Annotated in this window: 32 protein-coding genes and 1 tRNA gene; 17 read left to right on the top strand and 16 right to left on the bottom strand. The window is 60.9% G+C overall.

From position 1 onward, the window contains the following. Positions 1-73: 73 nt before the first annotated feature. The 4 genes from BDK61_RS16310 (at position 74) to BDK61_RS16295 (ending at position 3,341) form a co-directional block, all read left to right on the top strand. Entirely contained in the window at positions 74-1,450 is a 1,377-nt protein-coding gene (locus BDK61_RS16310) for a cytochrome P450 (protein WP_121303778.1), read from the top strand. Between the two features lie 73 nt (positions 1,451-1,523). Further along, positions 1,524-2,081, top strand: coding sequence for an FxsA family protein (locus BDK61_RS16305; protein WP_121303777.1), 558 nt, complete (start codon positions 1,524-1,526; stop codon positions 2,079-2,081). 81 nt (positions 2,082-2,162) lie between these two features. Next, positions 2,163-2,236 (top strand) — tRNA-Ile (locus tag BDK61_RS16300). Positions 2,237-2,486: 250 nt separating this feature from the next. Then, the gene (locus BDK61_RS16295) at positions 2,487-3,341 is read left to right on the top strand and encodes a hypothetical protein (RefSeq protein ID WP_121303776.1); all 855 of its coding nucleotides are present in this window, start codon (positions 2,487-2,489) and stop codon (positions 3,339-3,341) included. A 148-nt stretch (positions 3,342-3,489) separates the two neighbouring features. Here the strand turns inward: BDK61_RS16295 and BDK61_RS16290 are convergent, their stop codons facing one another. After that, positions 3,490-3,918 carry an arsenate-mycothiol transferase ArsC gene (locus BDK61_RS16290; protein WP_121303775.1) on the bottom strand — a complete coding sequence of 143 codons (429 nt, stop codon included), beginning with the start codon at positions 3,916-3,918 and terminating at the stop codon, positions 3,490-3,492. A 179-nt stretch (positions 3,919-4,097) separates the two neighbouring features. On the opposite strand from BDK61_RS16290, the gene BDK61_RS24485 reads away from it, so the two are divergent. Together BDK61_RS24485 and BDK61_RS16285 are read left to right on the top strand one after the other, a co-directional pair. Beyond that, positions 4,098-4,259, top strand: coding sequence for a DUF7560 family zinc ribbon protein (locus BDK61_RS24485; protein ID WP_449405074.1), 162 nt, complete (start codon positions 4,098-4,100; stop codon positions 4,257-4,259). Positions 4,260-4,364: 105 nt separating this feature from the next. Beyond that, complete coding sequence (locus tag BDK61_RS16285) at positions 4,365-5,216, top strand: DUF4013 domain-containing protein (protein ID WP_121303774.1); 852 nt, start codon at positions 4,365-4,367, stop codon at positions 5,214-5,216. A gap of 45 nt (positions 5,217-5,261) precedes the next feature. On the opposite strand, the gene nreA is transcribed toward BDK61_RS16285, so the two are convergent. Continuing rightward, positions 5,262-6,551, bottom strand: coding sequence for a DNA repair protein NreA (nreA, locus tag BDK61_RS16280; RefSeq protein WP_121303773.1), 1,290 nt, complete (start codon positions 6,549-6,551; stop codon positions 5,262-5,264). Between the two features lie 100 nt (positions 6,552-6,651). On the opposite strand from nreA, the gene BDK61_RS16275 reads away from it, so the two are divergent. Genes BDK61_RS16275 through BDK61_RS16265 form a run of 3 tightly spaced genes read left to right on the top strand, consistent with a single transcriptional unit; the run spans position 6,652 to position 8,238 of the window. Beyond that, positions 6,652-7,047, top strand: a complete 396-nt coding sequence (locus tag BDK61_RS16275; RefSeq protein WP_004964070.1) for a hypothetical protein — start codon at positions 6,652-6,654, stop codon at positions 7,045-7,047. Positions 7,048-7,094: 47 nt separating this feature from the next. Next, positions 7,095-7,691 carry a ribonuclease HI gene (gene rnhA / locus BDK61_RS16270; protein ID WP_121303772.1) on the top strand — a complete coding sequence of 199 codons (597 nt, stop codon included), beginning with the start codon at positions 7,095-7,097 and terminating at the stop codon, positions 7,689-7,691. Next, complete coding sequence (locus BDK61_RS16265; protein WP_004964064.1) at positions 7,684-8,238, top strand: DUF7108 family protein; 555 nt, start codon at positions 7,684-7,686, stop codon at positions 8,236-8,238. Before rnhA ends, BDK61_RS16265 begins: the two co-directional genes overlap by 8 nt. An 84-nt stretch (positions 8,239-8,322) precedes the next feature. On the opposite strand, the gene BDK61_RS16260 is transcribed toward BDK61_RS16265, so the two are convergent. Then, positions 8,323-8,682 (bottom strand): PadR family transcriptional regulator, encoded by a 360-nt coding sequence (locus tag BDK61_RS16260; protein WP_004593840.1) that lies wholly within the window; start codon positions 8,680-8,682, stop codon positions 8,323-8,325. 297 nt (positions 8,683-8,979) lie between these two features. Between BDK61_RS16260 and BDK61_RS16255 the strand changes: the two genes are divergently transcribed. The 3 genes from BDK61_RS16255 (at position 8,980) to BDK61_RS16250 (ending at position 11,201) form a co-directional block, all read left to right on the top strand. After that, positions 8,980-9,513: an inorganic diphosphatase gene (locus BDK61_RS16255; RefSeq protein WP_121303771.1), complete on the top strand. Its 534-nt coding sequence runs from the start codon at positions 8,980-8,982 to the stop codon at positions 9,511-9,513. 131 nt (positions 9,514-9,644) lie between these two features. Beyond that, the gene (locus tag BDK61_RS24245; RefSeq protein ID WP_004593838.1) at positions 9,645-9,770 is read left to right on the top strand and encodes a hypothetical protein; all 126 of its coding nucleotides are present in this window, start codon (positions 9,645-9,647) and stop codon (positions 9,768-9,770) included. Between the two features lie 87 nt (positions 9,771-9,857). Further along, positions 9,858-11,201, top strand: coding sequence for an alkaline phosphatase family protein (locus BDK61_RS16250; RefSeq protein ID WP_121303770.1), 1,344 nt, complete (start codon positions 9,858-9,860; stop codon positions 11,199-11,201). 39 nt (positions 11,202-11,240) lie between these two features. Here the strand turns inward: BDK61_RS16250 and BDK61_RS16245 are convergent, their stop codons facing one another. Next, positions 11,241-12,314, bottom strand: coding sequence for a tubulin/FtsZ family protein (locus BDK61_RS16245; RefSeq protein WP_004964052.1), 1,074 nt, complete (start codon positions 12,312-12,314; stop codon positions 11,241-11,243). Between the two features lie 127 nt (positions 12,315-12,441). After that, a complete protein-coding gene (locus tag BDK61_RS16240; RefSeq protein WP_004964048.1) occupies positions 12,442-12,717 on the bottom strand; it encodes a MarR family transcriptional regulator in 276 nt (91 codons plus the stop codon). 141 nt (positions 12,718-12,858) lie between these two features. Here BDK61_RS16240 and BDK61_RS16235 point away from each other — a divergent pair, with 141 nt between their 5' ends. Further along, entirely contained in the window at positions 12,859-13,389 is a 531-nt protein-coding gene (locus tag BDK61_RS16235) for a type II toxin-antitoxin system RatA family toxin (protein WP_121303954.1), read from the top strand. Between the two features lie 15 nt (positions 13,390-13,404). Here the strand turns inward: BDK61_RS16235 and BDK61_RS16230 are convergent, their stop codons facing one another. Beyond that, a complete protein-coding gene (locus tag BDK61_RS16230) occupies positions 13,405-14,064 on the bottom strand; it encodes a halocyanin domain-containing protein (RefSeq protein ID WP_004964043.1) in 660 nt (219 codons plus the stop codon). 128 nt (positions 14,065-14,192) lie between these two features. Here BDK61_RS16230 and BDK61_RS16225 point away from each other — a divergent pair, with 128 nt between their 5' ends. Beyond that, complete coding sequence (locus tag BDK61_RS16225; protein ID WP_121303769.1) at positions 14,193-14,942, top strand: hypothetical protein; 750 nt, start codon at positions 14,193-14,195, stop codon at positions 14,940-14,942. Between the two features lie 810 nt (positions 14,943-15,752). Here the strand turns inward: BDK61_RS16225 and BDK61_RS16220 are convergent. Continuing rightward, complete coding sequence (locus BDK61_RS16220; RefSeq protein ID WP_004964038.1) at positions 15,753-15,938, bottom strand: DUF7333 family protein; 186 nt, start codon at positions 15,936-15,938, stop codon at positions 15,753-15,755. A 149-nt stretch (positions 15,939-16,087) separates the two neighbouring features. Then, on the bottom strand, positions 16,088-16,837 hold the full coding sequence (locus tag BDK61_RS16215; RefSeq protein WP_121303768.1) for a hypothetical protein: 750 nt from the start codon (positions 16,835-16,837) through the stop codon (positions 16,088-16,090). On the opposite strand from BDK61_RS16215, the gene BDK61_RS16210 reads away from it, so the two are divergent. Continuing rightward, positions 16,838-17,221: a MazG-like family protein gene (locus tag BDK61_RS16210; protein ID WP_004964032.1), complete on the top strand. Its 384-nt coding sequence runs from the start codon at positions 16,838-16,840 to the stop codon at positions 17,219-17,221. On the opposite strand, the gene dnaJ is transcribed toward BDK61_RS16210, so the two are convergent. Then, a complete protein-coding gene (gene dnaJ / locus BDK61_RS16205; RefSeq protein WP_121303767.1) occupies positions 17,222-18,376 on the bottom strand; it encodes a molecular chaperone DnaJ in 1,155 nt (384 codons plus the stop codon). Positions 18,377-18,487: 111 nt separating this feature from the next. Here dnaJ and BDK61_RS16200 point away from each other — a divergent pair, with 111 nt between their 5' ends. Further along, the gene (locus tag BDK61_RS16200) at positions 18,488-19,006 is read left to right on the top strand and encodes a hypothetical protein (RefSeq protein ID WP_004964027.1); all 519 of its coding nucleotides are present in this window, start codon (positions 18,488-18,490) and stop codon (positions 19,004-19,006) included. 86 nt (positions 19,007-19,092) lie between these two features. On the opposite strand, the gene BDK61_RS16195 is transcribed toward BDK61_RS16200, so the two are convergent. Next, on the bottom strand, positions 19,093-19,401 hold the full coding sequence (locus BDK61_RS16195; protein ID WP_121303766.1) for a HalOD1 output domain-containing protein: 309 nt from the start codon (positions 19,399-19,401) through the stop codon (positions 19,093-19,095). Between the two features lie 629 nt (positions 19,402-20,030). On the opposite strand from BDK61_RS16195, the gene BDK61_RS16190 reads away from it, so the two are divergent. Beyond that, positions 20,031-20,840 (top strand): TrmB family transcriptional regulator, encoded by an 810-nt coding sequence (locus BDK61_RS16190; RefSeq protein WP_121303765.1) that lies wholly within the window; start codon positions 20,031-20,033, stop codon positions 20,838-20,840. A 36-nt stretch (positions 20,841-20,876) separates the two neighbouring features. On the opposite strand, the gene BDK61_RS16185 is transcribed toward BDK61_RS16190, so the two are convergent. The 6 genes from BDK61_RS16185 to BDK61_RS16160 all read right to left on the bottom strand — a co-directional run bounded on the left by BDK61_RS16185 (position 20,877) and on the right by BDK61_RS16160 (position 26,248). After that, positions 20,877-21,161 (bottom strand): hypothetical protein, encoded by a 285-nt coding sequence (locus BDK61_RS16185; protein ID WP_121303764.1) that lies wholly within the window; start codon positions 21,159-21,161, stop codon positions 20,877-20,879. 340 nt (positions 21,162-21,501) lie between these two features. Continuing rightward, positions 21,502-23,406: a molecular chaperone DnaK gene (gene dnaK, locus BDK61_RS16180; protein WP_004964013.1), complete on the bottom strand. Its 1,905-nt coding sequence runs from the start codon at positions 23,404-23,406 to the stop codon at positions 21,502-21,504. Positions 23,407-23,570: 164 nt separating this feature from the next. Further along, on the bottom strand, positions 23,571-24,251 hold the full coding sequence (locus BDK61_RS16175) for a nucleotide exchange factor GrpE (RefSeq protein ID WP_121303763.1): 681 nt from the start codon (positions 24,249-24,251) through the stop codon (positions 23,571-23,573). 75 nt (positions 24,252-24,326) lie between these two features. Beyond that, a complete protein-coding gene (locus BDK61_RS16170) occupies positions 24,327-24,506 on the bottom strand; it encodes a DUF1328 family protein (protein ID WP_121303762.1) in 180 nt (59 codons plus the stop codon). A 137-nt stretch (positions 24,507-24,643) separates the two neighbouring features. Further along, positions 24,644-25,264, bottom strand: a complete 621-nt coding sequence (locus tag BDK61_RS16165) for a hypothetical protein (protein WP_121303761.1) — start codon at positions 25,262-25,264, stop codon at positions 24,644-24,646. A 93-nt stretch (positions 25,265-25,357) separates the two neighbouring features. Continuing rightward, positions 25,358-26,248, bottom strand: coding sequence for an RNA-guided pseudouridylation complex pseudouridine synthase subunit Cbf5 (locus BDK61_RS16160; protein ID WP_121303760.1), 891 nt, complete (start codon positions 26,246-26,248; stop codon positions 25,358-25,360). Between the last annotated feature and the right edge of the window lies 1 nt (position 26,249).

Below are 26,249 nucleotides of genomic sequence, written 5' to 3'. Positions count from 1 at the left end.
TGGGCGGTGGGCGTACAAAGGCCCTCTCACTCTCGGCGAAAGACCGATTGGCGGCGCGGTCCAAGCGTGGGCGATGGATACCCAGCAGACGATTCGCGAAACGCCGGAACCGGTCACACCGGGCGACCGGCCACCCCGTCTCGGCCGCGTCCCGTTCGTCGACAACACCGCCGCGATGTTGCGTGACCCGCTGGGGTTCTATGACCGCGCCGGGGCCCACGAGGCCGACATGGTGGGGTACAGCGTCGCCGGGACGACGGGCTGTTTCGTCTGCCATCCCGACCTCGTCGAGCAGGTGCTTGTGACCGACGCCGATGTATACGAGAAGGGACAACTGCTTCAGGATACCCTCGGCCAGTTTATCGGCGAGGGGCTGTTCCTGCTGGAAGGCGAGGAGTGGCAACAGCAGCGGACGGCGCTCCAGCCGGCGTTCTACCGGGAACGCATCGCCGCCTACGGCGACACGATGACAGAGTTTGCCGACCGAGCAGCAGCGGGCTGGAGCGACGGCCAGCGCATCGATGTCCTCCCACATATGCAGTCGCTGACGCTGAACATTCTCGGCAAGACACTGCTAGACGTGGATATCGAGACGACTGCTGACGCGCTGGAACCGCTACTCGACGCGCTACGTACACGACTGGACCCGCGGTCGCTGTCGGCGTACCTCCCGCTGTGGGTCCCGACGGCGACGAACCGCGCCGTCACTAATTCGCTGGCCGAGTTCCAGTCCACGCTCGACGACGTTATCGCCGCCCGTCAGCGTGAAGACGAGCACGCCCGCGAGGCACGCGACGACGTACTCTCCCTGCTGCTTTCGCTCGACGACGAGACGATGGACCGCGAGCGACTGGGTCACCAGCTCCTGACGTTTCTGGTCGCCGGTCACGACACGACGGCGCTGACGCTCACCTACGCCTGGTTCTTGCTGGCAAATAATCCGAAGCGCCAGCAGCGCCTGCACGACGAACTCGACGCAACGCTGGGGGAGCGCCAGCCGTCGCCCGAGGACCTGTTCGAACTGCCGTACCTCGATGCCGTGCTGAATGAAGTCCTGCGGCTGTACCCGCCCGCGCTCACGGTGTTTCGCCAGCCGACAGAGCCGGTGACGCTCGGAGGGTACGAGCTCTCGACGGACGCCCAGCTCACTCTCCCGCAGTGGCTCGTCCACCGGGACGACCGGTGGTACGACGCACCCGACGCCTTCCGCCCCGAACGGTGGGACGACGACCTCGAAGCGTCGCTCCCGGACTACGCCTACTATCCCTTCGGCGGCGGTCCGCGCCACTGTATCGGGATGCGCTTTGCCCGGATGGAGGCCAAACTCGCCTTGGCAACCATCGCCCAACAGTACGCCGTCGAAGCAGTCACCGAACCGCCGCTGTCGCTGGCGATGCAGATTACACTGAGTCCCACAGACCCCGTCGAAGTCCGACTGCGGGAACGCTGACCCGCTACGCCGGCGGTCGACAGCTCGGTCCTGCTCTCGAAAGGCGTTTGGGGGCGGGCCTGCAAGCAGTCGTATGCTCCGGGTCATCGGGCTATTGCTGCTCATCCCGCTGTTCGACATCGTGTTACTGGTGACGGTCGCGATACCGTTCCTCGGCTCGCTCGTGACGGTCGCCCTCGTCGTTCTGACGGCGCTGGTTGGCATGCTGCTGGTCCGCGCCGAAGGCCGTGCGACGCTTCGGAAGATACAACAGCGGCTCGCCGTCGGCGAACTCCCGACCGACGAGCTCATCGACGGCGGCCTCCTCATCGCCGCTGGCGCGTTCTTCCTCACCCCCGGCCTAGTGACGGACTTCGTTGGCCTCCTGCTCGCGGTGCCGTTCACCCGGTACCCCGTCCGCGCTGCCACGCGCCGCTGGGTCGTCCGGCCCTACATCGATGCCAAGACCAGCGGTTTCGCCAGCGGCCAGGTGTACGTCGGCGGGTTCCCTAACGACGAGAACGGCACGGCCGGCCCCGGTGCGACCGGTCCAGATGGCGGCCCCAGTTCGGGGTCCGGTTCCGGCTCCGGCACCTCCTTCGACCCCACCGAAGCCACTGACGTCGACTTCGACGATAGCGACGAAAACTGAAGCCCTGACGCGGTTTCACATCCCTAACCAGCCGCGAAACGTTACCCTTTTCAATACCCCTCGGGTACAAAAGAATGCGTTGGGCCAATAGCTCAATCAGGTTGAGCGCTCGGCTGATAACCGGGAGGTTCGCGGTTCAAATCCGCGTTGGCCCATGCCGAGTTCTTCCCGTTCTTGGCTTTACCGAAACCGGAGCTACAGCGCTGTAGTTCGCTGATTTCGCCGGAATTGAAAAGTACCGTTGAAGGAAGTATTTATCAACTCGCAAGGGAACCTTGCGGACCCTGCCGTCGTCTGGCGTTTACTACGGCTCAGGCTGTTATCACGGGTGAGCCTGCCTTCGCGATTCCGACCGGCAAAAACACACCCGGAAGGCTTTCCTTCCAGTTGTCTGTCAGTAGCTGTATGCGACGACGCCAGTTCCTCGCGGGCGGCACAGTCCTCCTCTCGGCTGCTGTCGCTGGTTGTGGCCATCCCTCCGTCGTGCTGGACATGGACGACGCGACAGCGGCCGATATTGCCGACGAAGTTTCGATATCGCCTGACTCCGAATCGGCGGAATACACGGTTGTCTCAGCGGCCATCGAAAACGGCTCCGCGACGCGCCGGGGCCGAAACGAACTGTTCGACCAGATAGATACCGTCCGGATCGATGAGACCTTCTACGAAGTTTCGGAGACGCCACTTGAGAGCAACGAAGTGACAGTGTACGAGGTGCGAATCGATTTCGACCCGGCTGATTCGACGGCTGAAATCGGTGAAATCGCCTATGAGGAGCTACCGGCGGTGGACCGCCAGCGCCTTGACCCAATTATTTCAGACGACAACCCGCCCAGCGGGGACGGATACGATGTGGGTATCGGATACGGAACCGCCGCGGAAGTGGGTGACGGGTCGGTGTTCGTTCCGGAGCGCCAGTACGATATTATCGTCCACGACGGCGACCGCTACCGGGTGACGGTCAGCACACGAACGACAACAGAGACGAAATACCGGTACGAAGCGACGGAAGTTGCGTCGGGTGTCGACTCGTTTGCTGACCAGATCCGAGACCAGTACCTGTTCACCCTTACGGGCCTTTCCGAAGCCGAACGAGAAGTCGTTGAAGAAGCGATTGACGGCGGCTACTTTCAGGATGACGAGGCCTTCCGGTCAGTCACTGACCGCATTCGGGAACACGAAGGGATCGAGGTCACAGATAGCTACGGGACGTGGCTTCTGGCGTACGAACAGGTCGAGTATCTCACGTACGTCGAGTGATAGTCAGCAGTCAAGGACTAAGGCGACTCGGCCGGCGCATCGGACCGCTCTAACTTCAGCGTCTGCAGCAGGTATCGGTTATAGTAGCCACTGAAATTCAATGTACACCTGATCGCACGAGAGCAGTGCGCTCAATGTGTCACTCGTTTCAACTGATACTGCTGTCGGTGAATTCGTCGAACAGGTCGGCGACACGCTTTTCGATCGCATCTCGGATTTCCCGGACCTGTTCGATTGGCTGCCCGTGCGGGTCCTCTAGCGCCCAGTCGCGCACTGCGACATCGGCGTCGAGTTCAAGCGTCGAACATCCCATTGTCGCAACGACGGTACACTCGTTGAGTTCGTCGTTCGAAACTGCCTGCGGAACCCGGTCAGAGAGGTCCATATCGAGTTCACCCATCGCTTCGACGACCTCCGGGTGCACTTCGTCCGCGGGGTCTGTGCCTCCGGTCAGGATTTCGACCGCATCTTCGAGTCCGCGACGGGTGCGCTCCCGCTCGGCAAACGCTGCGGACATCTGGCTTCGGCCCGCGTTCTGGACGCAGACGAATCCGAACTTCAGCGGTGCATCAGTCATCGTGTAACCGTACCGAGCGAGTGGAATAATCCTTCCTAAGACCACTATTGTGGGCTATATAACTGAGACCGTCTACCGTACGGCAGTCGCGGCTGGCGAGCGGGACGCTCTCACGTGCGTATAGACCCTTCACACTGAGGGGACAGTTCCTTCGGCTATCCAAGTCCGTGCCTGAGTATATGCCGGAGTACCGCTTCACGTGCCCGAAGTGTGATGCGTGTGCAACGGTCGACGGTGGCGTCCGCGAGCGCCTGTTGGTTGTTGGATGCCCAGTTTGCGCTGGAGGTGTCGATACCCCGGCGTTTGTTGAGGTCTCGCCACACGGGACCGACCGACCCTGAGCCACGCCGTTGTCCGTGCTGAATTGGTCCAAGAGCTGCGATGTCTGGGTCGCAGCTTTCAATCATTACACAACTTATTTGAACCTATCTCAAGACTGACTGAACATGATAGAGGACGCACTTCGCTACCAGACACAGGGCGACGACTGGGTCAAACGCGTTGCCCTCGGTGGGGTTGTACTGTTTTTCGGCTTTTTGATCGTTCCGCTGTTCACGTTTCAGGGATACATGCTCAAAGTGATGCGCCGGGTCCTCAGGGGCGAGACTGACACGCCGCCGGCCTGGGACGAACTGGATCTGACCGACATAACCGTTGACGGAATTCGACATACCGTTGTCGTTATGGGGTACGGTTTGTTGCTCACGCTCGCGCTTGCTGTCCCGGGCCTGCTGGTGATCGGCGGTGGACTCGGCGGCTCTGAAGGATTGCTGCTCGTGGGCTTTCTCGTCGCCGCCTTGCTCTACCTTATCGGCGTTCTCGCAATGGCAGTGATACTGCCCGTTGCGACGGGGAACTTCGTCCGGGCGGACAGTATCGCTGCGGGCTTTGACCGTGATGTTCTCTGGTCTGTCGGCACGAGCCGAACGATGCTGATGGCTGTGGTGATGGCGTTTGGGGTCAACATCCTCATCTCCGTTGGAGCGACCGTTCTGGGATTCACCATCATTGGCTACCTTGCAGTTCCGTTCCTCGCGTTCGTCGGTCAGTCCGCGATCATGTACGTCTGGGGGCGTGGCTTCGCGGACGCATACGAGGAGGAGTACGGTGAACCGCCGCTTGCACCCACGACTGGGACTGGCGGGACACACAGGTCCGGACCAGCCACGACAGGCGTGGATGAGCCGACGGGAGACAGCTACGCCGATGACTCGAGCTGGAGTAGCGATACCGACGATGACGGATTCGGCACTTCGGCCTGGGACGATGTCAGTGACAGTGACAGCGGGCAACGCTGATAGCAGTCACCCGACATGGCTGGTCACCTGTAACGCAAAATATCGTCAGAAGTCGCTCAACTGCGACTGCAACCCGGCGACGAGTTCGGACTTGCGCCGTAACTGTCCGAGACTGACGGGGAGTTGGTCGGCAATAGCTGTCAGTGTCTCCCGGAAGGACTGTGCGGTCCCGGGTTCGCCGTCAAACGCATTCCGGACGCCCTCACGCACCTGCCAGACGCCGACTGGTGCCCAGTAGTCGTCGGTGATTTCCCGCAGTACCAGACACTTCGCCTGTTTGTCGCGCTCCTGCAGGTGTTCGAGGACACCGAGGCGTGCCGCGTAGTACGCTCCCGCAGTCTCCTCGACATAGGCGGTCCGTCCCTCGTAGCCCTCGTGAGCGCTAGACATGTAGTAGCCTGTCTCGGGACGGGGGTTCCAGACGCTCTGGGGGGCTTTCATCTCGACGAGTTCGAACTCCCAGCGGCCGGGCGCAAGCACCACCCAGTAGCGGTTTCCCATGTACTCGTTGTACCACAACTCCGGCTTATCGATGGTGTCGGCGTTGCGTAGCGTGCCGCGGACGTACTGCCCGACCGTGTCGTCGACGGCGGTGATCGACCACCGTGTCGGCACCAGCGACCGCTCGCTGGCCTGCCCGAGCGCGCCTGCCGAGAGGATGGTGTTGATATCGTACACGTCGAACCCGCGGCGGTACAGGTACGCCATCGCACCCTCCGCGCGCCAGTCGTCGTCCGACAGCGTCTTTTCGACGGGCCGGGGGACGTGGGGGTTCTCCGCCAGGTCCGCACCCGTCGCGTGTGCCCGTGGCCCCGTTGGCGTCCCAACATCGTCGAAGTTCACATCCATCTCGGGAGTGCCGTCGAGACCGACCTCCACGTCGACGGGATGATCCGCGATGGCGACTTCCCGCTGGACGCCGACGAAACCGTTCCAGACATCGTGGACCCCGCTGGTACCGCGCCCACCACCGGCGCTGACCGAATCGACTGACGTGGTCTGGGTGGAGTTCACCATGCCGGTCCGGCGCTGGAGTACGTCCTCGATGCCAAGCCCCTCCTGATACCAGTCGCCGCTGGTTGCGAACCCGGCAGCGGCGGCGTCGGTATCGACTGGAGAGAGCAGGCCCGTTGAGACGTTGGGGTATCCTGACCGACCGACAAATATCTCGGGGGCCGTCGATCCGAACAGCGAATCGCCCTGCACTGCTGCCTCGAACTGCTGCTCGACGTCTTCGAGGTGGTCCGTGATGGCGTAGGATTTCTCCGCCGCAAGGCGGCGCCGCTGTGCGGCTTCGTCCTCCTCGAACCCCTCGATGAACTCGTCGAGTTGCATCTGTCACGCCTTCGGCCCTCCCCGATAAGAACCTTTCCGGCGGTCCGTGAGAGAGCAACTCTTACAGGGCCGGATTGAGTAACAACAGGTGATATAAATCATGACAAATACAACGAAGTGGTTCCTGCTCGGCGCGACGCTGGTCAGCATGGCTGTCGTATTCGTCTCGGCGGTCATTCCAGTCGCGTATGAGCAGGCGCTGGTCAACCTTCTCGTCGGAGAACTTGCGGCCCTCACGCTCGCACATTCCACCTATCGGGTCTCATCGGGGAAACAGGCAAGCCCTCTCGCAGCGGCGATAGCTGTCCTGTCCGGTATTGTCCTGTTTCTCTCACCCGTCCTCATTGAGCCTGTCGACCCCATTCTGTCAGTAATGTTCGCCGCTGGTGCCGTCGTCACTGTCGGCGGGCTGGTTGGTGTTCTGGGTCGGGTGCTCGGCAGTGAGGAGAGTCGACAGACTGGTGCTGAGCGAATCAGCAGAAACGCCGGGAACTGACGGGCCGACCACAACGTCTATACCGACGGGTCAGCCACCCTCAGACGATGCCGGTTATCGAATGCGACGAGATGACGGCCCGCGAGAGACTGGCGGACGCGGGACTCGACATCCAACAGGGAAACACTGACCACGAGCGCTGGCGCGTCGAATACGGCGGCGCGACAGCGGTCGCCTACGACGGGAAAGTCGTCGTGCAGGGTGAGGGGACCGCACGACTTGAGGCCCTGCTGCGCGGCACTGACGGCGGGCGCGTCCATGCATATTTTGATGGCGCATCACGGGGTAACCCGGGACCAGCCTCGGTCGGCTACGTGCTGGTCAACGACAGCGGGATTGTCACGGAGGGTGGAGAAACGATAGGAACGGCGACAAACAACCAGGCGGAGTACAAGGCGCTCATCCGCGCGGTTGAAGTCGCACGCGATTACGGATTCGACGATGTCCATATCCGGGGTGACTCAGAGCTTATCGTCAAACAGGTCCGTGGCGAGTGGGATACGAACGACCCCGAACTGCGCGAGCACCGTGTCCGTGTCCGCGAGCTACTGACAGACTTTGACGACTGGCAGATCGAGCACGTTCCGCGGGAAATAAACGACCGTGCAGACGAACTAGCTAACGACGCACTCGACGATGACTGACCTGCCGACAGATGTGACCGAACAGGCCGAACGGCTGACTAGGCTCGCTCGCGAAGTAGTTGATGATGCCGAGGCCGACGCCTACAGGACTGAACGCGACGAAATCCTCGCAGAGTACGACTACACTGCCCGTATCAGAAACGACGAGACGGGTGACGTACTCGTCTGCCATCCCGTCGAATGGGTCGATGATGGCGTCATCCGTCCGGAGCGGGTCGACGACATCGACCGAGGCGTCGAGATACGGCTTTCAGGCCCCGGCGACCCGGACGAGTGGGCAGAGATCGACGCTGCAAACCGCGCTGTCGTTGAAGCCGTTACCGAAGCACACGGTGAGACACACGGCGCCAACGCGGAGTTGCTCGCTGATTTCATGGGTAATCACTACGCGAAACCGATCTCGGAGGCGACGCCGGACGAAATTCAGGAGTTTCGAGACGACTATGTCCGACGAAATGCGTGGCCAACTGCGGAACAGCGGTCGGTTCTCGACCAGTCGATCCGTCTCACTGTCGAAGAAGCCGGTGGTCGCGCTCCTGACGCATAATCGTCTGGTACACCTGTCGGTGAGCAGTATTTGTCTGTTGTTAAGAAGTGGTTAACAGTAGTTCGCAGGTGCCCAGGTGCGAATCTACTGCTGCGCCGCGATCAGATCACGGAGTTCGTCGGCTCGGCCGTCATCGGAGATGAACTTTCCGAACACCCATCCGAGCTGGTCAAGGACTGCATCCTTGCCCGACTCTGTCAGGGAGTACTGGTTCGTTCGCTTGTCGAGTTCGCTCTTCTCGACGAGACCCATCTCGACGAGGTCGTCGAGGTTCGGGTACAGGCGACCGTGGTTGACTTCGTCGTTGTAGTATTCTTCTAGTTCGCGCTTGATAGCGAGACCATACCGCGGCTCTTCAGCGAGTATTACTAGGATATTCTGCTGAAAAGCGGTAAGCTCTTTTGCGATGCCCGGACTGTCAGTAACTGTTTGTGCCTCTGACATAGTTGAGTAAATGTCAGCAAGCTATTTAACACTTGTTAACTCTGGCGCACAACGCCTGCTGTGGGGCATTAACCACCATACAACTAGCAGCTACAGTATTATCAGAAAAATTATATTATGCGCCCTCAGTTGAATTGAGTTTCCGATTAATTTGCTTTCAGATTGTCGTTTACAGGTGGTAAGTGTAATCTAAGAATATATCTATAGTTAGATATTATTGGGTTATATAGGGCATAATACCGAATAGCTGCGGCTATTACGAAAGGACTTTTTGACGGCGTCGCGCAGTCGCCGGTGATGACGAACCTCTGGGAAGACCTCGAAACCGGACCGAACCCCCCCGAAGAAATCTACGCCGTTGTTGAGTGCCTGAAAGGCGAGCGTAACAAGTACGAGTACGAGAAGGACATTCCCGGTGTCGTCCTCGACCGTGTCCTTCACTCGAACGTTCACTACCCGTCCGACTATGGTTTCATCCCGCAGTCGTACTACGACGACGAGGACCCGTTCGACGTGCTCGTCCTCGTCGAAGACCAGACGTTCCCCGGCTGTGTCATTGAGGCCCGCCCCGTCGCCCTGATGAAGATGGACGACGATGGCGAGCAGGACGACAAGGTCATCGCAGTCCCGACTGAGGACCCGCGCTATGACCACATCGAGGACCTCGACGACATCCCACAGCAGACCCTCGACGAGATTGACGAGTTCTTCTCCACGTACAAGAACCTCGAAGCGGGCAAAGAAGTCGAGACGCTAGGCTGGGAAGACAAAGAAGCCGCAAAGGACGCTATCGTCCACGCGCAGGACCTCTACGACGAAGAGTTCAACTGACGCGTCCGGGACCACCTTTTGCGGTTTTTGTTCCGTTGGCGGTGTATTTCCAGAAGTAATACCGGCAGGTACCTCCGATTATGTATGAGCATGGGTAATTTTTTGTCCGTGTAACCGCTATCGGTACGTGTATGGCTACTGATGACACCGACGCAGCGCTGGACCACACGACTGTTGTTCCGCGAGTCGAGCGACGGTCGACACCCGGAATCGCACATCTGACGGTGGTTCCGGAGAACGCGGACCAGTCGTCCTGACCGTTGGGCTGTGTCGATTATTTTGCCGCTTTCGGTGACGCGGCGCCGAAAAGAAGTTTCTTGTTCCTGACCTGACTAACAGACCGTATGGGATTATTCGACCGATTGAAGGGCGACGACGCACCGCGTGTTGCCTTCTTCGGCATTGACGGCGTACCGTTCAGTCTTATCGACGAACACCCCGACGTGTTCCCGAACCTCACCGAGATGGCGTCGGACGGAAGCGCCGGCCCCATTGACAGCATCGTCCCTCCCGAGTCTAGCGCCTGCTGGCCAGCGCTGACGACCGGTGTTAACCCCGGCCAAACGGGTGTCTACGGGTTCCAGGACCGCGAAGTCGGTTCGTACGACACCTACGTCCCAATGGGACGCGACGTGCAGGCGACGCGCCTCTGGGACCGCGTCACAGACGATGGCCGCAATGCCACGGTCCTGAACGTGCCGGTCACGTTCCCACCCCAGCGGAACGTCCAGCGGATGGTCTCGGGCTTCCTCTCACCGGGCGTGGACAAGGCCGCTTACCCGGACGAACTCCGTGACAACCTTCAGGACAGCGACTACCGTATCGATGTCAACGCCAAACTCGGCCACGACGACGACAAAAGCGACTTCGTCGAAGACGCTCACAAGACGCTCGAAAAGCGCTACGAGACGTTCAAACACTACGTCGAACAGGACGACTGGGACCTGTTTTTCGGCGTGTTCATGACCACGGACCGGGTCAACCACTTCCTCTTCAAGGACTATGAGCGCGACGGCGAGAACCAGGACGCCTTCTTTGAGTTCTACAAGCAAGTCGACGCGTATCTCGGCGACCTGCGCGACCGGCTCCCCGACGACGTGACGATGGTTGTCGCCTCGGACCACGGCTTCACCTCGCTCGACTACGAGGTCCACTTCAACGAGTGGCTTCAGGAGGAAGGGTGGCTCGACTACGCAACTGATGACCACTCCGAACTCGGCGATATCAGCGAGGACACCAAGGCCTACTCGCTCATCCCCGGCCGCTTCTACATCAATCTTGAGGGCCGCGAACCGAACGGTGGCGTCCCCGAAGACGAGTACGAGTCTGTCCGCGCGGACCTCAAAGAAAAACTCGAAGCGCTCGAGGGCCCGGACGGCAAGCCCGTCGCAGACCGTGTCGTCACCAAAGAAGACGCCTACCGCGGCGACCACGACGACATCGCACCGGACCTCACTGTCGTCCCGAACCACGGCTTCGACCTGAAGGCCGGATTCAAGGGCTCCGTGGACGTGTTCGGCGTCGGGCCGCGAAACGGCATGCACAGCTTCGACAACGCGACGCTCATGGTCGACGACCCGGATGTTCGCATCGACGACGCCGACCTCTACGACATCGCGCCGACCATTCTCGACCTGCTCGACCACGACTTCGACCGCGCAAAGTTCGACGGCAGTAGCCTCGCCTGAGGCTCCTGTTGCGACCGAGAAATTCTGCTATCTAAACCGTTAGAACAGTCCGTCCAGCTGGTCGTTCGTGAACTCGTCCGGGTCGGTCGTTCCACCCTGTGAGTTCGCCGCTTCTGTGGCGCGCTCCATGAACTCGTTGACCCGCTCGGACCGTTCGACGCCCGAAAGGACGATGAGTGACGCGATTTTATCGGAGCCGAGCGGGAAGTCCCCGCCCCGGACCTCCATACTCCCGGTCTGGTCTTCCACCCAGCGGCGCGCTCGCTCGACGCCTTTCCGCGAGAGGCGTTCGGGGTCACCCGCGACGACGAGGAGGGCCGAGTCAGCCTTGACCGCGTTGGGTAGACTCATGCTCGTAAGGAGGGCTTTCCGGGTAACGCTGGTGATAGTGTTGACGTTCTCGCCGGCATCCTCGCTGGCCTCGGCGCTGGCGTAGCCGATAGAGGCGATGCCGCCGCCCCTGAGTGTGTTGATGATCTCCGAGGAGTCGACGACGCTCTCGCCGACCCCCTCAACTGCCTCGCCGGAGGCGAACAGCAGGCCGACGCGCTGTGAGATGGCGTCATTGACGCGTTCAAAGCCGGCGGCGACGCTGTCGCCGCTGCCCCGCCAGGCGTCATTGTCGACGAGGAGGAGGGAGTCTGCCTCGCGGGCAGCGGTCTTGAGCGAGCGACCGGCGTTGGCCTGGTAGAGGCCGCCCTCGTCCCGGCCGGGAAGAATGCCGAGGACGTACACCGGCTTCTCGTAGATGCGCTTGAGTTCGCGGGCGAGCATCGGTGCGCCACCGGAGCCGGTGCCACCGCCGAGTCCAGCAACGACGACGATGGCCTCGGCTTCGGTCGTGATCCGACCGTCGAGTTCGTCGAGCACTTCGGTGGCGTTCTCCTGCATAACCTGCGCCCCGAGCTCGTTGTCACCGCCAACGCCGTGACCTTTCACGCGGTCCTGTCCGATGAGGGCCGTGTCGATATCGAGATTCTGGAGGTCGGCTCGCGCCGTATTAACGGCGAGGGCCCCCCGGACAGCGTCGAACCCCATGTCGTAATCGAACTGGGCAAGCGACTGGGTTACTTTCCCGCCAGCCTGCCCGACACCAATCAGGACGACTTTCATATCAAATGTCTCGTGAGGGTGACTAATCAACGTTGTCCTCACACTGTGAACGGGCGACAAAGAAGGTGAAGCGGCCCTTGGCGTGGAATGGCGGACGTGGTTCCTTAACCTGAAGCGCGTCGGGTGGTTACTCGACCCGGAGCGTGTAGATCCGCTTACGCGCGTCGGAAAACGAAAACCGGGAGTCGATGACGCCGACATCTTCGAGGCGAGAAAGGGCGTACCGGACTGTCCGCGGTGGCAACAGGGTCTCCTCGGCGAGCTGGCTCTGGGTCAGGGTCTCGTTGTACTCCAAGACTTTCGCGACGAGTTTTGCGCTCGGCGGGAGATCGCGGACGGCGTCCCATCCACTGTCCTCGTCCTCGCTGTCGGCATCAGCGGATTGGATATCGGATGCGCTCATGGTACTTCCATTGTATCCAATACAGAGTGATAATATTTTCTGTTCGCTATTATGCTCTGTGGAAATGTTTCGGCAAAAAACGCGGCCGCGGACGGAGTCTATGCCCGAAAGTTTACCTTCGGTACATCCGGTGTCACAGACGTGGACGAAGTCGAGGTCAGCACAGTCGTGTATGCCCCACCCGAAGAGGTGTACGAGTTTCTGCTGGATTTTCCGGGCTACGCACGATATTCCGAATATCTCGACCGCGTGGTACAGGACGGCGACGGCTCACCGGGGACGAACTACGACCTCGTATTCTCGTGGTGGAAGCTCTCCTACACCGCTCGGTCGGAGGTGACTGACGTTTCGCCGCCGACGCGTATCGACTGGCGGATCGTCAAAGACATCGACGCCGAAGGGTACTGGGCGGTCGAGCCTGATCCGGACGACGTTCTGGCGGACGAGCAGACGGCCTCACGGGTGCGATTTCACGTTGCGTTCGACCCGGGGTCGGCTTCAGACAGCGCTATCGACCTTCCCCGACTCGTTTCGATGGACTGGGTAATCGAGAAAGTCAAGCCACTCATCCGCAAGGAGGCGACCAAAATCGTCGAACGTGTCGTCGAGGATCTTGAAGGGCAGGAACGGGATGTCGATCTGGAGATTCATGCCGGTCCGGATTCAGTATAACGCAGCGAGGGACCGCTACTCGGGCGTCTCGTAGTCGCCGCCGTACCGGATGAAAAAGTACGCGAGTCCGAGCGTTGCGACCATCACGAACGAGGTTGCAACCCCGAGCGTCTTCGCGCTGTTTGGCACTTCGGGCGGGCCGGAACTCCCACTACCACCGCCGCCGCCGCCGGAAGACTTCGTCGGGTAGTCCGTCCCGACGACGATGGCTCCCTTCATGCCGAGCCCTTCGTGTGGCACGCAGACGTAGGGGTAGATGCCGTCCTCCTCGAAAGTGTGCTCGTAGTTGACGCCGGCGCTAGAGACGGCGCTCCCGGAGTCAAGCGGACCCTCACCGTCCGAGACGACGTTGTGGCCGCCGCCGTTGCCCGTCCACTCGAACTGGACCGTTGCACCGTTGTCAACGTGGATCGCGGGTGGGCCGAAGCCGAACGCCCCGCCGTTTGCCTGCACGCCGACTTCTACCGTCGCCGTGTCCTGTCCGGTCGCATCGGCGACTGAGCCATCGTAGTTGCCAACCTGGTCGAGGAACCCACCAAAATCCGGCGGCCCGCCGCCGCCACCTTCGGTGCCTTCCTGTGCGGTCGCGGTGCCTGCTGCGGCCGACGCAGCCGTGGCCCCTGCCGCTGTCCGCAGGAAGCCGCGACGGGACACGTCCGCTCTACCGTCTGTCATACCTGACCGTTTGGGACTCCCCGTCCTGAATATGTCGGTTTCGAATCGGGGCCGTACTTTTCACAGTGGCATCACAACAGCCGCGGGTGCCGTGAAACATTTAACGCCGGTAGACCGAAACCACCGGTATGTCTACCGGAAGCCAGGGGGTCGTTGGCGGGATCCGTATCGACCTCAATCGGTTACACGAAACGTGGATGGAGCTCGTGTATCCACGCCAGCGAAACGCTAACGACACCGTTCTCGGGACGTGGACACCGGACTCCTCGTTCGGGATGGCCCTCTACCGTCTCTGGTCTGCGCTCGGTGTCCCAGTCATCGCGCTGGTGTATCCGCTGGTACTGTGTGGCGTCGTCCTGCGCTACCAGACCCGCCGCATTGACGGCACGGCGACCCGCCTGGGCGTTCTCGGTGTCGTTCTACTCTCTGTCCTCGCCTGGGGTGGCTTAGCGGCCCTTGCCCGGTTCGAGCCGGGGAGTATCGACCTCGTGTCGGGCGGGTTCACCGCTGTCGCTGTCGCCGGCGGGGTTGCGACGCTGTCGGCCGCGCTCGCTGTTACGTTCCGGCGGGTCGGCGGTCGCGGGACGACGGTCGCGCTGGCATACCCGTTTGCTATGACGGCCATCTTCCTCCCGCCGGTCGTCGCAGCGCTGTACTCAACGACTGTCGCCTCGGTCGTCATCCCCGCGAGCGACTCGCTGTCCCGGTGGTTCCTCTACGAAGTGCTGGCCACTGTCGGTGTCGCGGAGTTCTTCATCGAGAACTTCGATCGGGAAGGCATCGCTTACGTCATCATCTGGCTCGGGATCTCCATCCCGCTGGGGTGGGTGCTCGGCCTGCTGGTGACGCTTGCGGACTTCGTCCGCCCAACCGAGTGACCGCAAAGCCACCGTGTAGACGACCCTGGCTCCTGTTCTTGATGGGATGGAAGCCGGCAAGATGTTTCTGAAATAGTGGTGTATGGCCGGAACTTGTCCGAACCGCGCGTGATGGAGACAGAGGACGTACTGGGTAGTACAGTGACCAGCATCAGCAGCCCATAGTTGTAGAAACTGTCTGAGAATCGATGTTTCCGGTGTCGTCAATACGGACTTCTGCAAACCGGGAATTACAGTCGAAATGATCAGTCGTTACTGGGTACGTACCAGTCGTCTGTGTTGATTCGTCGGTTATCTTGAGAAGGTAGCCCGGAGACCGAATTTCTAACCAAAGTGTCCCGTTCGGTGGAAGTGTTTCTGTCTGGGTTACGACTGAGGAGGAACTCTCATTATGCAGTAATTCGACAGAGACAGTTCGGCTCGCCGGGCTATCATTCCAGATCTGAATTGGCAACCTATCTCCAGCTCCATCAACTCGGATGACGGTCGTGGGTTCCGCTTTCGTTCCCCGATACGGGGCTGGAACGGATGGAGTAATCGTTGGCGTGTCAGATGTCGTTACGTCGGGCGGACCACTGAGGTGTGAGAGAGCGGGAAACAAGAACGCTGAAACGACGATGCCGGCAACAATGATGAGAATGACGGTAAGAAGCGGACGGATATTCACACTACAAGCGACTTCCTTCTGTGCGTATCTGCCTTCTGGTTGTCACATCGACGGCGCGTACCGGTCACATCCGTCACTCTGAATCGGCGCAACTCGGGGTTGCGGTGACTTGCCCTGCGGGCTGTGTGAACCGAAAAAGACCGCTACGGACTGGCGCGGAACTCGCCGTGCTTCATTCCGAGGAAGAACGCGACGACCGAGAACACAATCATCGAGGGCAGAACCATCATCAAGACCGTCGAGAGAGTCATCACAGACGTGAGCCCGACCGTTGCGATAGCGACGATTACGACGAGCGGGGCCACTGCGGGCACAAAGTCAAAATCCATACTTCCGATTGTAGCCGGACAAATAAATTCTTTAAGAAAGCAACAGCGTCGATCAACTGACTGGCCAGCGGTTCGGTTCTTCACCCGCACCAACACGACGAGTACTGCGTACCCGTGAAGTACACTGCTGACGAACGTCTGCCCGGTCGCTACGACGGCGTCGCGTCGTCCGGCCGAACAACGGTTTCCTCGGGCGCGTCTCCATCGGCAACAGCGATATCCGCAGTCTCGTTGCCGCCGAACACAACCGTCGCACCGGTCCGCATCGGTGCAAGCAGTCCGACGACAACCGCGCCCGCAGTCGTCATCGGTGCCCGAAGCGCGACGGTCGTCTCCGCGTCGATATCGTAGTCGGCAACGACACGGCTGCTTTCGGCCATGAGTTCACCGTGCGTGTATGTTCTGTCGGCCGCCAGAACAGCGTCGTCAGGTGCGACCTCGCCCGGCGGCTGAAGTGGGTTCTCGCTCCACAGTTCTCGCTCGAACTGGGCGATGGTGGGGTCATCGACCGGGCCACCGTAGGCCAGCCCCTTGGTCCCCGGTCCCTGCGTGTAGCGGTCGAGCCACGCCGCTGGCGCGACGAGCGCCGTCGCGTCGACTGCATTCGGCGGGTCCATATCAACGACTGCGCCGTCGAGCGCCGCTGCGAGAAAGGCAAGCAGTGCGTCCGGGGCGTCCCGAAGGTAGCCCGGTCGGTCCTCGTCGGTCGGCTTTTTCGGACCGACGACGACGGCGACCCGCGTCCCGTGCCGGACCCCGTAATGTCGCAGCAGATTCCCGCCTTTCCAGGCGTTCGTGGCGAAATCGGAGTAACTGTACGGCGCCGCCCGCTCCGGTGAACGAAAGAGGACGCCGTCGCGGTCGCGGGCCTGCGCGACAAGGTCACCGAGTACCTGCATATGTCGTCGTTCGGCCTCACCGATGAAAAACAGCGCGGCCACAAAGCCGATGTGGGTGGCTATCCCCACGCTCTAGAAATGAAACGACAGCAACAGGTTGCCGACGTGCTCAGGGACAGCGACATCGACACGCCGCCCGCGTACCGGTTGCTTGACGTGGTGGCTGAACTCGGCGACATCGCGGCACAGGTCAACGAAACGACCGGCTACGGCACCGATTTGACGGCACTATCGATACGAGAAGACGAACTCGGCGACGCTCTATTTGCACTACTCGCGCTATGTGAACAACTCGATGTCGACGCCGATGCCGCGCTCTCGTCGGCGCTGGCGAAATACGAGGGACAATCAGGCACAAGCGGGACGCCGGCAAACGGGGACTGACTACAGCGAGTTCTTCAGTTTCTCGAAGAAGCCTTCATCGACATCGACCTCTTCGCCGCCGGCCTCCGCGAACTGTTCGAGGGCCTCCTTTTGTTCGGCGTTGAGGCTGTCGGGTGTGACGACCTGTACCTGCACGTAGAGGTCGCCGTGGCCGCGGCGGCGGAGCCGCGGCATCCCCTTGCCCTCCAGTCGGAACACTTCGCCGCTCTGGGTGCCGCTTGGCACGTCGACTTCCACCTCGCCGTCCAGCGTCGGGACGGTGATGGTGTCACCGAACACTGCTTGCGGGAACGAGATGGCCTGCTGGTGTTGCAAGCTGTCGCCGTCGCGCTCGAAGTCCGGGTGGTCGCGGACCTGTACCTCGATGAGCAGGTCGCCGTTCGGGCCGCCGTTTTCCCCGGGCGCGCCCTCGCGCTCCATCCGGAGTGTCTGCCCGTCGGCGATGCCGGACGGAATCTCGACTTCGAGGCTCGCATCGTTCTGGACAACGCCGTTGCCCCGGCAGGTCGAACACGTTTCGTCGTACAGCGTCCCCTCGCCGTCACACCGGCGGCAGGTCGTCCGCTGCTGCACCCGCCCCATCGGTGTCTGCTGGACCTGCGTCGTCTGGCCTTTGCCGTTACACTCCGGACAGGTCTCCGAGTCGGCTCCCGGCGGATGCCCGGCCCCGTCACAGTCGTCGCAGGCTTCCGGCCGGGTGACGTTCAGTTGCTTCGTCGCGCCGTTGTAGGCCTCTTCGAGGTCGATTTCCAGTCGCGTCTGGAGGTCCTGCCCCTGCCGCCGTCGGCTGCCACCGCGTCCGCCCCGGCCGCCGCCCCCGAAGAACTGGTCGAAGATATCCTGCATATCGAAGCCGCCAGCGCCGCCACCGAACGGGTCTCCACCCATCCCACCGCGGCCGCCGCCACCACCAGCGCCGCCGCGCTTCTCGGCCTGTTCGAAGCGCTCGTGGCCCATCTGGTCGTACATCTGGCGCTTCTCCTCGTCGGTGAGGACCTCTTTGGCTTTCTTGGCCTGCTTGAACTTCTCTTCGGCGTCGGGGTCGTCGCTCACGTCCGGGTGGTATTCCCGGGCTTTCTCCCGATAGGCCTCCTGAATCTCGTCTTCGGAGGCGTCTCGAGAGACACCCAGTATCTCGTAGAAATCCTGACTCATTCGTTGTACAAGGCTTAGACGATTGAGCTACTTCAAAAGAACGGGTTGCCGACTAGTCGTGTTCGACCCGTACCGGGGCGCTTATTTTCGTGCCGGGGGAGGATTCGAGCAATGAGTCCTGAGTCGTCTCGTGGGCATCGGGGTCTCGTCACGGTCGAGCGAGTCGCAGTCTGGGGGCTCGCGGCGCTGGCCGTCGTCGGGCTTGTTGCACTCGTCGTCGGCCCCGGTGCAGACCTGCGGACGGCGTCGCCGTCGGTCACCGTCGACGGCCAGTTCGACGCTGAGGCGGGAACGGTCACGCTCACCCACGCCGGCGGGGACCGGCTCACGGACACCAGTACGCACGCGCTGGCGCTCATCGTCACTGACGCTGACCGGAACCGCTCTACCACACTAACGTGGGCCGAGGCAGAACGGCTGCCCGTCGTGCCCGGCGACAGCGTCGTTGTTGACGACCCGCGCGTGGACTCGAATGGTGACGGAAATTATCTCGACGGCGATGCCTCGGTCGGCTTCTACCTCGATAGCGGCGACACCGTTGCGGTCCGCTGGACTGGCCGGCCACTCGGTGCACCGGACGAGCGGACAACGACGCTCGATACAGTAACGCTCGGTAACAAAACTGGTTGACTGTTCCCCCTCCTCAGGTGGCCCGTTATGGCATTTCCGGGAAGCGTCCTCGGCCGTTTGCGGCGGTGCTCCTGTTCCGTGTGTCGTCACGGACCGACGGGTCCGGTGTGGACATACACGTCTCCGGTTCCGGTCACAGTCACTCCGTAATCACCCAGCTGAAACGAGAGTGATACGCCGCTGTCCGGCCCTGACGAATGGACAAATAGCTGGTCAAGCGCGTCCGGGTCGAGCGTTTCGATGAGGGGTGATAGCTCTATCGCCTCTTGCCCAGCTGCGATTGCAACCGTTTGTACGACCGCTACTGACGGTGAGACTGTGTTCCAGTCGAACTCCGCGTGGAGCGTGTCCGGATTGTCGGATGTCCCGTCGGGCCGCCTGTCGGACCCACTCATTACTAGCAATATGTTGACCAAACAACTTAATTCTACTGTCAATCAATAAGTTGTAATTATGATATGTGAAGTGTCTACCTAATTATCGAGTAAACGCCGATAAAAGCTTTCACTGCTGGATGTGAACAGTCCTTTATGATTGCAAGCTGATACAGTAGCTGTCCGCTAAACTTGTATTCCTGTGTCGGCCGTTTCCGCCAAGAAATGACACTACAGACGAAATACTGCCAGTGAAATAGCTGCTGTAGCGTGCCTGATACGACTGCGTCTGGCTGAGTATCACTCTAAACGCACTCCCTGATGCCTGTCTGGGCAGTTTTTCTGAAAGAGGCACGCAGCAGATGTGGTTGGGACACATAGGATGCCGCGTGCCAAGTACCTCTACTCCGGACCGAGGTATAACAGTTGTGTGATTAACTGAGTAAACAAGAGCAGGACGCCGACGCGACCGACACGTGGACCAGCACGTGCGACAACCGGAGCCCGGACTGCCACAATACGCTCTGTGGCCCCATCAAGCAGCGCTAACTCCGATGAGAGCCGGCAATGTAGCAGTAACAACGTCTTTTACCTGTGGGCGTCATCTTCCTACACATCCTCGGCTTCCACCGAGATGAAGGTTGGGACACATGACATCTGATGCAACACACGAAGAAGCGGTAAGTTTACTACAGGAGTTGGGCTTGAAAGAGTACGAGGCGGAGTGTTTTGTGGGGCTCTCTCGGATGTCCAGCGGCACGGCGAAAGGATTGAGCGAGGTAACTGAAGTTCCGAGGACGCGTGTTTACGATGCCGTTCGGATTCTCGAAGCGAAGGGGCTTGTCGAAGTCCAGCATTCGAGTCCCCAGCAGTTCCGGGCCGTCCCGCTCTCCGAGGCCACCGAAACGCTCCGCGATCAGTACGAAGAGCGTATCGAGCGCCTCCAGTCCGCACTGAGTGAGATGGGACGCATCGAAGCCGACAATGACGAGGCTGAGCTACAGGAGGTCTGGTCGCTCTCCGGGTCCGACGCTATTGAGAACCGCGCTGCGGCGATCAGCGCGGACGCGACCGACGAAGTGGTCCTCGTCATCGGCTCCGAAGCGGTCCTCACCGAGCCGCTAATCAAGCAACTCAATTCGCTCGACCCGAATGCAGACCTCATTGTCGGGACTGGGTCCGCCTCGATACGGGACCGCGTGGAACAGGAAATCCCACGCGCCACTGCGTTCCTGTCCGAACTGGACTGGCTCCACAGTGAAATGATACCTGAGGAGGACGCTGCGGTTGGACGACTTCTGCTCGTCGACCGGTCGACTATGCTCGTCAGCTCAATCAACCCACAGACTGGCGACGAACAGGCCATCTTCGCGACCGGGCTCAGAAACGGGCTCATCGTCATCGCACGCCGTCTCCTCTCGCAGGGCGTCGTGGAGATGACCCCACTAGAGCAAGGCTAACAAGCCATGTGCGCGGGCCGTCACCGCCCGCTTCTCTCACTCGTCGTAATGATCGGAGAGAAACGCAAGGAGCGGCCGGACCCGGTCGTACTCCGGGCCCCGTGTTACCCAGTGCGTTTCCCGGTCCCACTCGATGAGCCCCATCTCTGCCAACTTCGGGAGCTGCCGATGATAGAGTTCCGCCGGGATTGCCGGCTCTCTCACTGGCGTCCGACCGCCGTCAAACTCGGAGACAGTTGGCCGCCACCGCTCCGCATCACATAACGCGAATAGTACCTGAGGGCGGTCCTCGTGTCCCACCGCGTCGAGTTGCGCGCTCAAACACTGTGGCTAAATCTGTTTTTGATTGCTCACTGCGCGGCCGTACGCTCGGCTATCGAATATATGTGTGAAATTTTCATTATGTATTATTGTTCTGAATATCAGGGTGAACGAAACGAATCCGGGGCTTCTGTGTCCGGATCACACAATAGAGGCTCGGAACGGCCGCTGTTACCGATTCACCGCATGCGTGGCAAATGCCGATCCCTTCCGAGAAAGATAGTCTGTCTATTCTGCGAGCTCGGCGATTGGGTTACACCGCTGAGCGGACGACGCCGATTACCCGTCGTCGCCGTCGTCCGCGTCTTCAGCCGACGTCTACCGGGGGAATGAAACCGACTTACTCTTCGTCGTCTTCGTCAACGTCCTCGAAGTCGGCGTCGACGTACTCCTCGCCCTGCTCGGCCGCGCCGCCTGCTGCGCCGCCCGGTCCGGCAGCGCCGCCGGGGCCGGCAGCGCCACCCGGACCAGCGCCCGCGGCACCGCCTGCGGCCTGCTGGGCCTGATCCTGATACATCTGCTTGCCGATCTCCTGCAGTTCTTCGCTCAGGGTCTCGGTGACCGCCTCGTAGTCCTCTTTCGTGGCGTCCTCGTCTTCGAGGACTTCCTCGACGTCCTCGATTTTCGCCTCGATATCGGACTGGAGGTCCTCGTCGATCTCCTCCTCGTTTTCGTCGAGGAGTGTCTCGGCGCGGCGGACGGACGCCTCGGCCTCGTTGCGCGCTTCGATGCGCTCGCGGCGCTGCTCGTCCTCTTCGGCGTGCTGTTCGGCCTCCTGTTGCATCTCCTCGATCTGGTCGTCGGAAAGGCCGGCACCGCCTTCGATGGTGATGTCCTCCTTGTTGCCCGAGCCCTTGTCCTCGGCTTCGACGTTGACGATGCCGTTCTCGTCGATGTTGAACGACACCTCGATCTGAGGCGTGCCTGCGGGGGCCGGTGGGATGCCCGAAAGCGCGAACGCGCCGAGCAGTTCGTTCTCCTCGGCGATTTCACGCTCGCCCTGGAAGACACGGATCTGGACCTGTGTCTGGTTGTCCTGAGCGGTTGTGAAGATCTTTGATTCCTCGGTCGGGATGGTGGTGTTCTTGTCGATGAGTCGCTCGAACAGGCCGCCCTTGACCTCGACACCCAGCGACAGCGGCGTCACATCGAGCAGGACGATGTCGTCTACATCGCCCGAAAGGACGCCAGCCTGAATGGCTGCGCCCAGCGCGACGGCTTCGTCGGGGTTGACGTTCTTTTTGGGCTCCTGCCCGGTCATCTCTTCGACCTGGTCCTGCACCTGCGGCATCCGCGTCGAGCCACCGACGAGAATGACTTCGTCGATGTCGCTTTTGGTGTAGTCCGCGTCGGCAAGCGCCTGCTCCGTCGGGCCGACGGTGCGCTCGATGAGATCCTCTGTGAGGGACTCGAACTTCGCGCGCGTGATCTTTTGCTCAAGGTCCAGCGGACCGTCGTCGGTGGTCGCGATGAACGGGAGGTTGATTCGGGTCTCCTTGCGCGAGGAGAGCTCGATCTTGGCCTCCTCGGCAGCCTCTGTCAGGCGCTGGAGCGCCTGCCGGTCGTCGCGGAGGTCGATGCCGTGTTCGGCCTCGAACTCGTCAGCGAGATAGTCGATGATGGCGTGGTCCCAGTCGTCGCCACCGAGGTCGTTGTCCCCGTTGGTCGCGACAACTTCGTAGACGCCCCCACCGAGGTCGAGGATGGAGACATCGAAGGTGCCGCCCCCGAGGTCGTACACGAGGACGGTCTGGTCGGATTCATCATCGAGCCCGTAGGCCATCGCGGCCGCCGTCGGCTCGTTGACGATTCGTTCAACCTCGAAGCCGGCGATCTCGCCGGCATCCTTGGTTGCCTGGCGCTGTCGGTCGTTGAAGTACGCCGGGACCGTAATAACGGCCTTCTCGATCTCGTCGCCGAGGTACTCCTCAGCGTCGTGTTTGATCTTCTGGAGGATCATCGCCGAGACCTGCTCGGGTGTGTACTCCTCCCCGTCCAGTTCGACCGAGTAGTCGTCTTCGCCCATATGGCGCTTGATCGACTGGATGGTCTCGTCGGGGTTCTTTACCGCCTGGTTCTTCGCCGGTTTCCCGACAAGCCGCTCACCGTCGTCGAACGCAACGACAGAGGGTGTCGTCCGCTCGCCTTCACCGTTGACAATGATTTCAGGGTCGCCACCTTCCATGACCGCGAACGCGCTGTTCGTGGTCCCAAGGTCGATACCCAGAATCTTGTTGCTCGCCATCTTACCCGCTCATAGCGGATTGGGCCGGTTAAAAGTTGCTAGATGTACTGATTGGAAAAACGGACAAAGGGGCCTCCTCCGGGCGGTTTTATACTCGGTGGACTTCCCTGACCGGTGATTATTTAATGTACCGCAATACGACCGCTATACCACCGGAGTGCCCGCTACTCCTCGCTCTCGCTGACGGTCACCTGCGCCTCGCGCAGCACTTTGTCGGCCATCTCGTAGCCCGGCCGGTGGACATCGGCGATTGCCCCGTCCGGCTGGTCGCTGTCGACGCGGGCGAGCACCTGATGCTGTGTCGGGTCGACGTCTCCGCCGGGGTCGGGGTCGATGACTTCGACGTTCTCGGCATCGAGGACATCGTCTAGCTGGCGAAGCGTGGACTCGACTCCACCTCTGATATCGGTGTCCTCGTCCTGTCCGAGCGCACGCTCAAGATTGTCTCGAACGTCGAGCAGGCGCGTCACGAGGTCCTCGGTGGCACGCTTCTGTTCCTGTTCGCGGCGCTTGTCCATCCGCTTCTTGTAGTTCTGGAACTCCGCTTGCTTGCGCTTGAGCTTCTCCTTTAGCTCCTCGATGTCACCGTCTTGTTGTTCGACCTCCGATTCGAGACTGTCTACGCGCGTCCGTAGCGCGGAGAGTTCCCGAGCGATGTCTTCGGGGTCCGATTCGGCGACCCGGTCGACCAGGTCCTCGTCGGTGTCGAACTCGCCTATGTCAACCTCGTCCGCGTTGACGCCCTCGGGCACGTCCTCGAGATCCGCGTCACCGTCCGCTTGCGCCTCGCTCGCGGTCGACTCCTCCGTCGCGGCCGTGTCGTCGGCTGCGTCCTGCTCGGTCATACCCGATAGAAGTCGTCACGTGGATAAAAGGATTCAGAAACGGCCTGGCGGTGATACTGATAATCAGAGCCTGTCTCACAGGAGGAAGCTAACGACCATCAGAACGAGGAAGACGACGACGAGGATCTTTGCGATTCGCATACTGAGCCCCGCCACACCGCTCAGTCTGGCTAGTCCGGCGATAATGGCGAGGACGAGAAACAGCAGCGCCAGTTCGAGGAACCCACTGCCGGGTTGGAGTGGGATCGCCGGTATAGTGTCACTGCGAACTAATGCACATTCTGCTGTACAACAACAGTACAGTTAGCGTATAAACGGTTTCGACTGTGGCTGCGGTAGATACTGCATGACACTGTGTACCGGCACACCTCCAGGTATTATCTACCGCCTAATCAGGGACCCATGGCAAATACGTCCGGGTCGTACTGGAACCGAGTTTGATAGGTCTCCCACTCATCAGCCTTCTTCAAGCGGTACTTCGCGAAAGACGGGTTTCGGACCAGTTCTAATTCGGCAATCCGTTCCTGAACCGGGTCGAACATACTTTTCCAATCGAGGTCACGGAGTGACTCGCCGGGCTCTTCATCGGCTGCAGCGAATGTCACTCCATCATCTGTCTGCTCAATTGACCCGTACTGATATCGACTCCAAGCCGTGTACGTTCCGAACGGAACCGTTTCAGTTGGCGGTGGTGGTCGACGATACTGCACTTGGAACCGCTGATGCCTTTCCCCGCCGCCCCACAGCACTCCACGAGTGAGAAGCTTAATACGGCTTTTCGTGTCTATAGAGCTGTTATAGGTAATTCGGGCGTGCTCGTATTCGCTTGATTGGAACTGGTCTGCGACGTTATCGGTGTGATGGATCTCGATTTCGTGCTGATACGGTAACGATGTCCGGCGTGCGCGCTCGACAACTGAAATCGTCTCCGTGCCCCGACGAAGCTCATCGTGTGGGCCTGTTCGACGCCACTGTGCCGGGTCGGCCTCATCGGGGTCGACCCACTCGTCCATACTACTAATATGCGATTGACAGTGGTAAGTTTTGTTATGGTTCACTGTGGCATATGTTTCGCGTGCTGCCAATGTCGTGTGAAATACAACTGTTTACACTAACATACGGTCAAGTTCGACAACGAGGCCGCTGTCGGCGTCTGGGTCGCTGACGAGCGTCCCCAGGCAGACCGCAGCCCCGTCGGGCGTGACAGAGACGACCTGTGAATCTATCTCAGGCGTCGCGTCGCCCACTTCTGCCGGGCCGGTCTCGATGACGCCCGGCGCATACACCGGCGCGCCTTCGGCGACTTCGCGGGCGGCGCTGGGCGCAATTGTGACCCGTGGCAGGTGGGACAGCGCACGCTCTGCGGGCTGGATAATCTCGCGCAGTTGCGCTTCGTCCCCGTCTGCAGCAAAGGCCAGCGCGTCCACGAGGTCGTGCATCGTCGACAGCGATCCGTCGTCAAAGGTGCCGGTCGCCGCCCGGCGGAGGTCGCCCATGTGTGCGCCGGTCCCCGCCGCCAGCCCGATATCGTGACACAGCTTCCGGATGTAGGTCCCCGACGCACACCGAACCCGCAACAGCAGTCTCCGGTCCCCCTGTTCGAGGATACCCAGTGAGTGAATCCGGCGGGAACGCAACTGGCGCTTCACTGCGCTCTTTCGAGGAGGTTTCTGATAGATGTCTGTCTCGAACTCGGCGACGATATCCGCAATATCGGCCGGCGCTTGGTCGTGGAGTTCGAGCACCGTCACGTACTCCTTGACGGCGTTGTCGAACACTTGCGCCATCCGAGCGGCGTCGCCGAGCAACACGGGCAGACAGCCGGTCACCTTTGGGTCGAGCGTTCCGCCGTGGGCGACCCGGTCCTGGCCAGTGGCGTCGCGAATCCAAGCCGCGACCTGATGGGCTGACGGGCCCGGTGGCTTATCGAGGTTGACGACGCCGAACGAGCGAAGCGAATCGAGGTCCCGTTCGTCGGGCGGGGCACGGAGTGTCATC

The sequence above is a fragment of the Haloarcula quadrata genome (assembly GCF_003634715.1).
Taxonomy (GTDB): Archaea; Halobacteriota; Halobacteria; order Halobacteriales; family Haloarculaceae; genus Haloarcula; species Haloarcula marismortui.
This window is presented reverse-complemented; position numbering and strand designations above follow the sequence as displayed.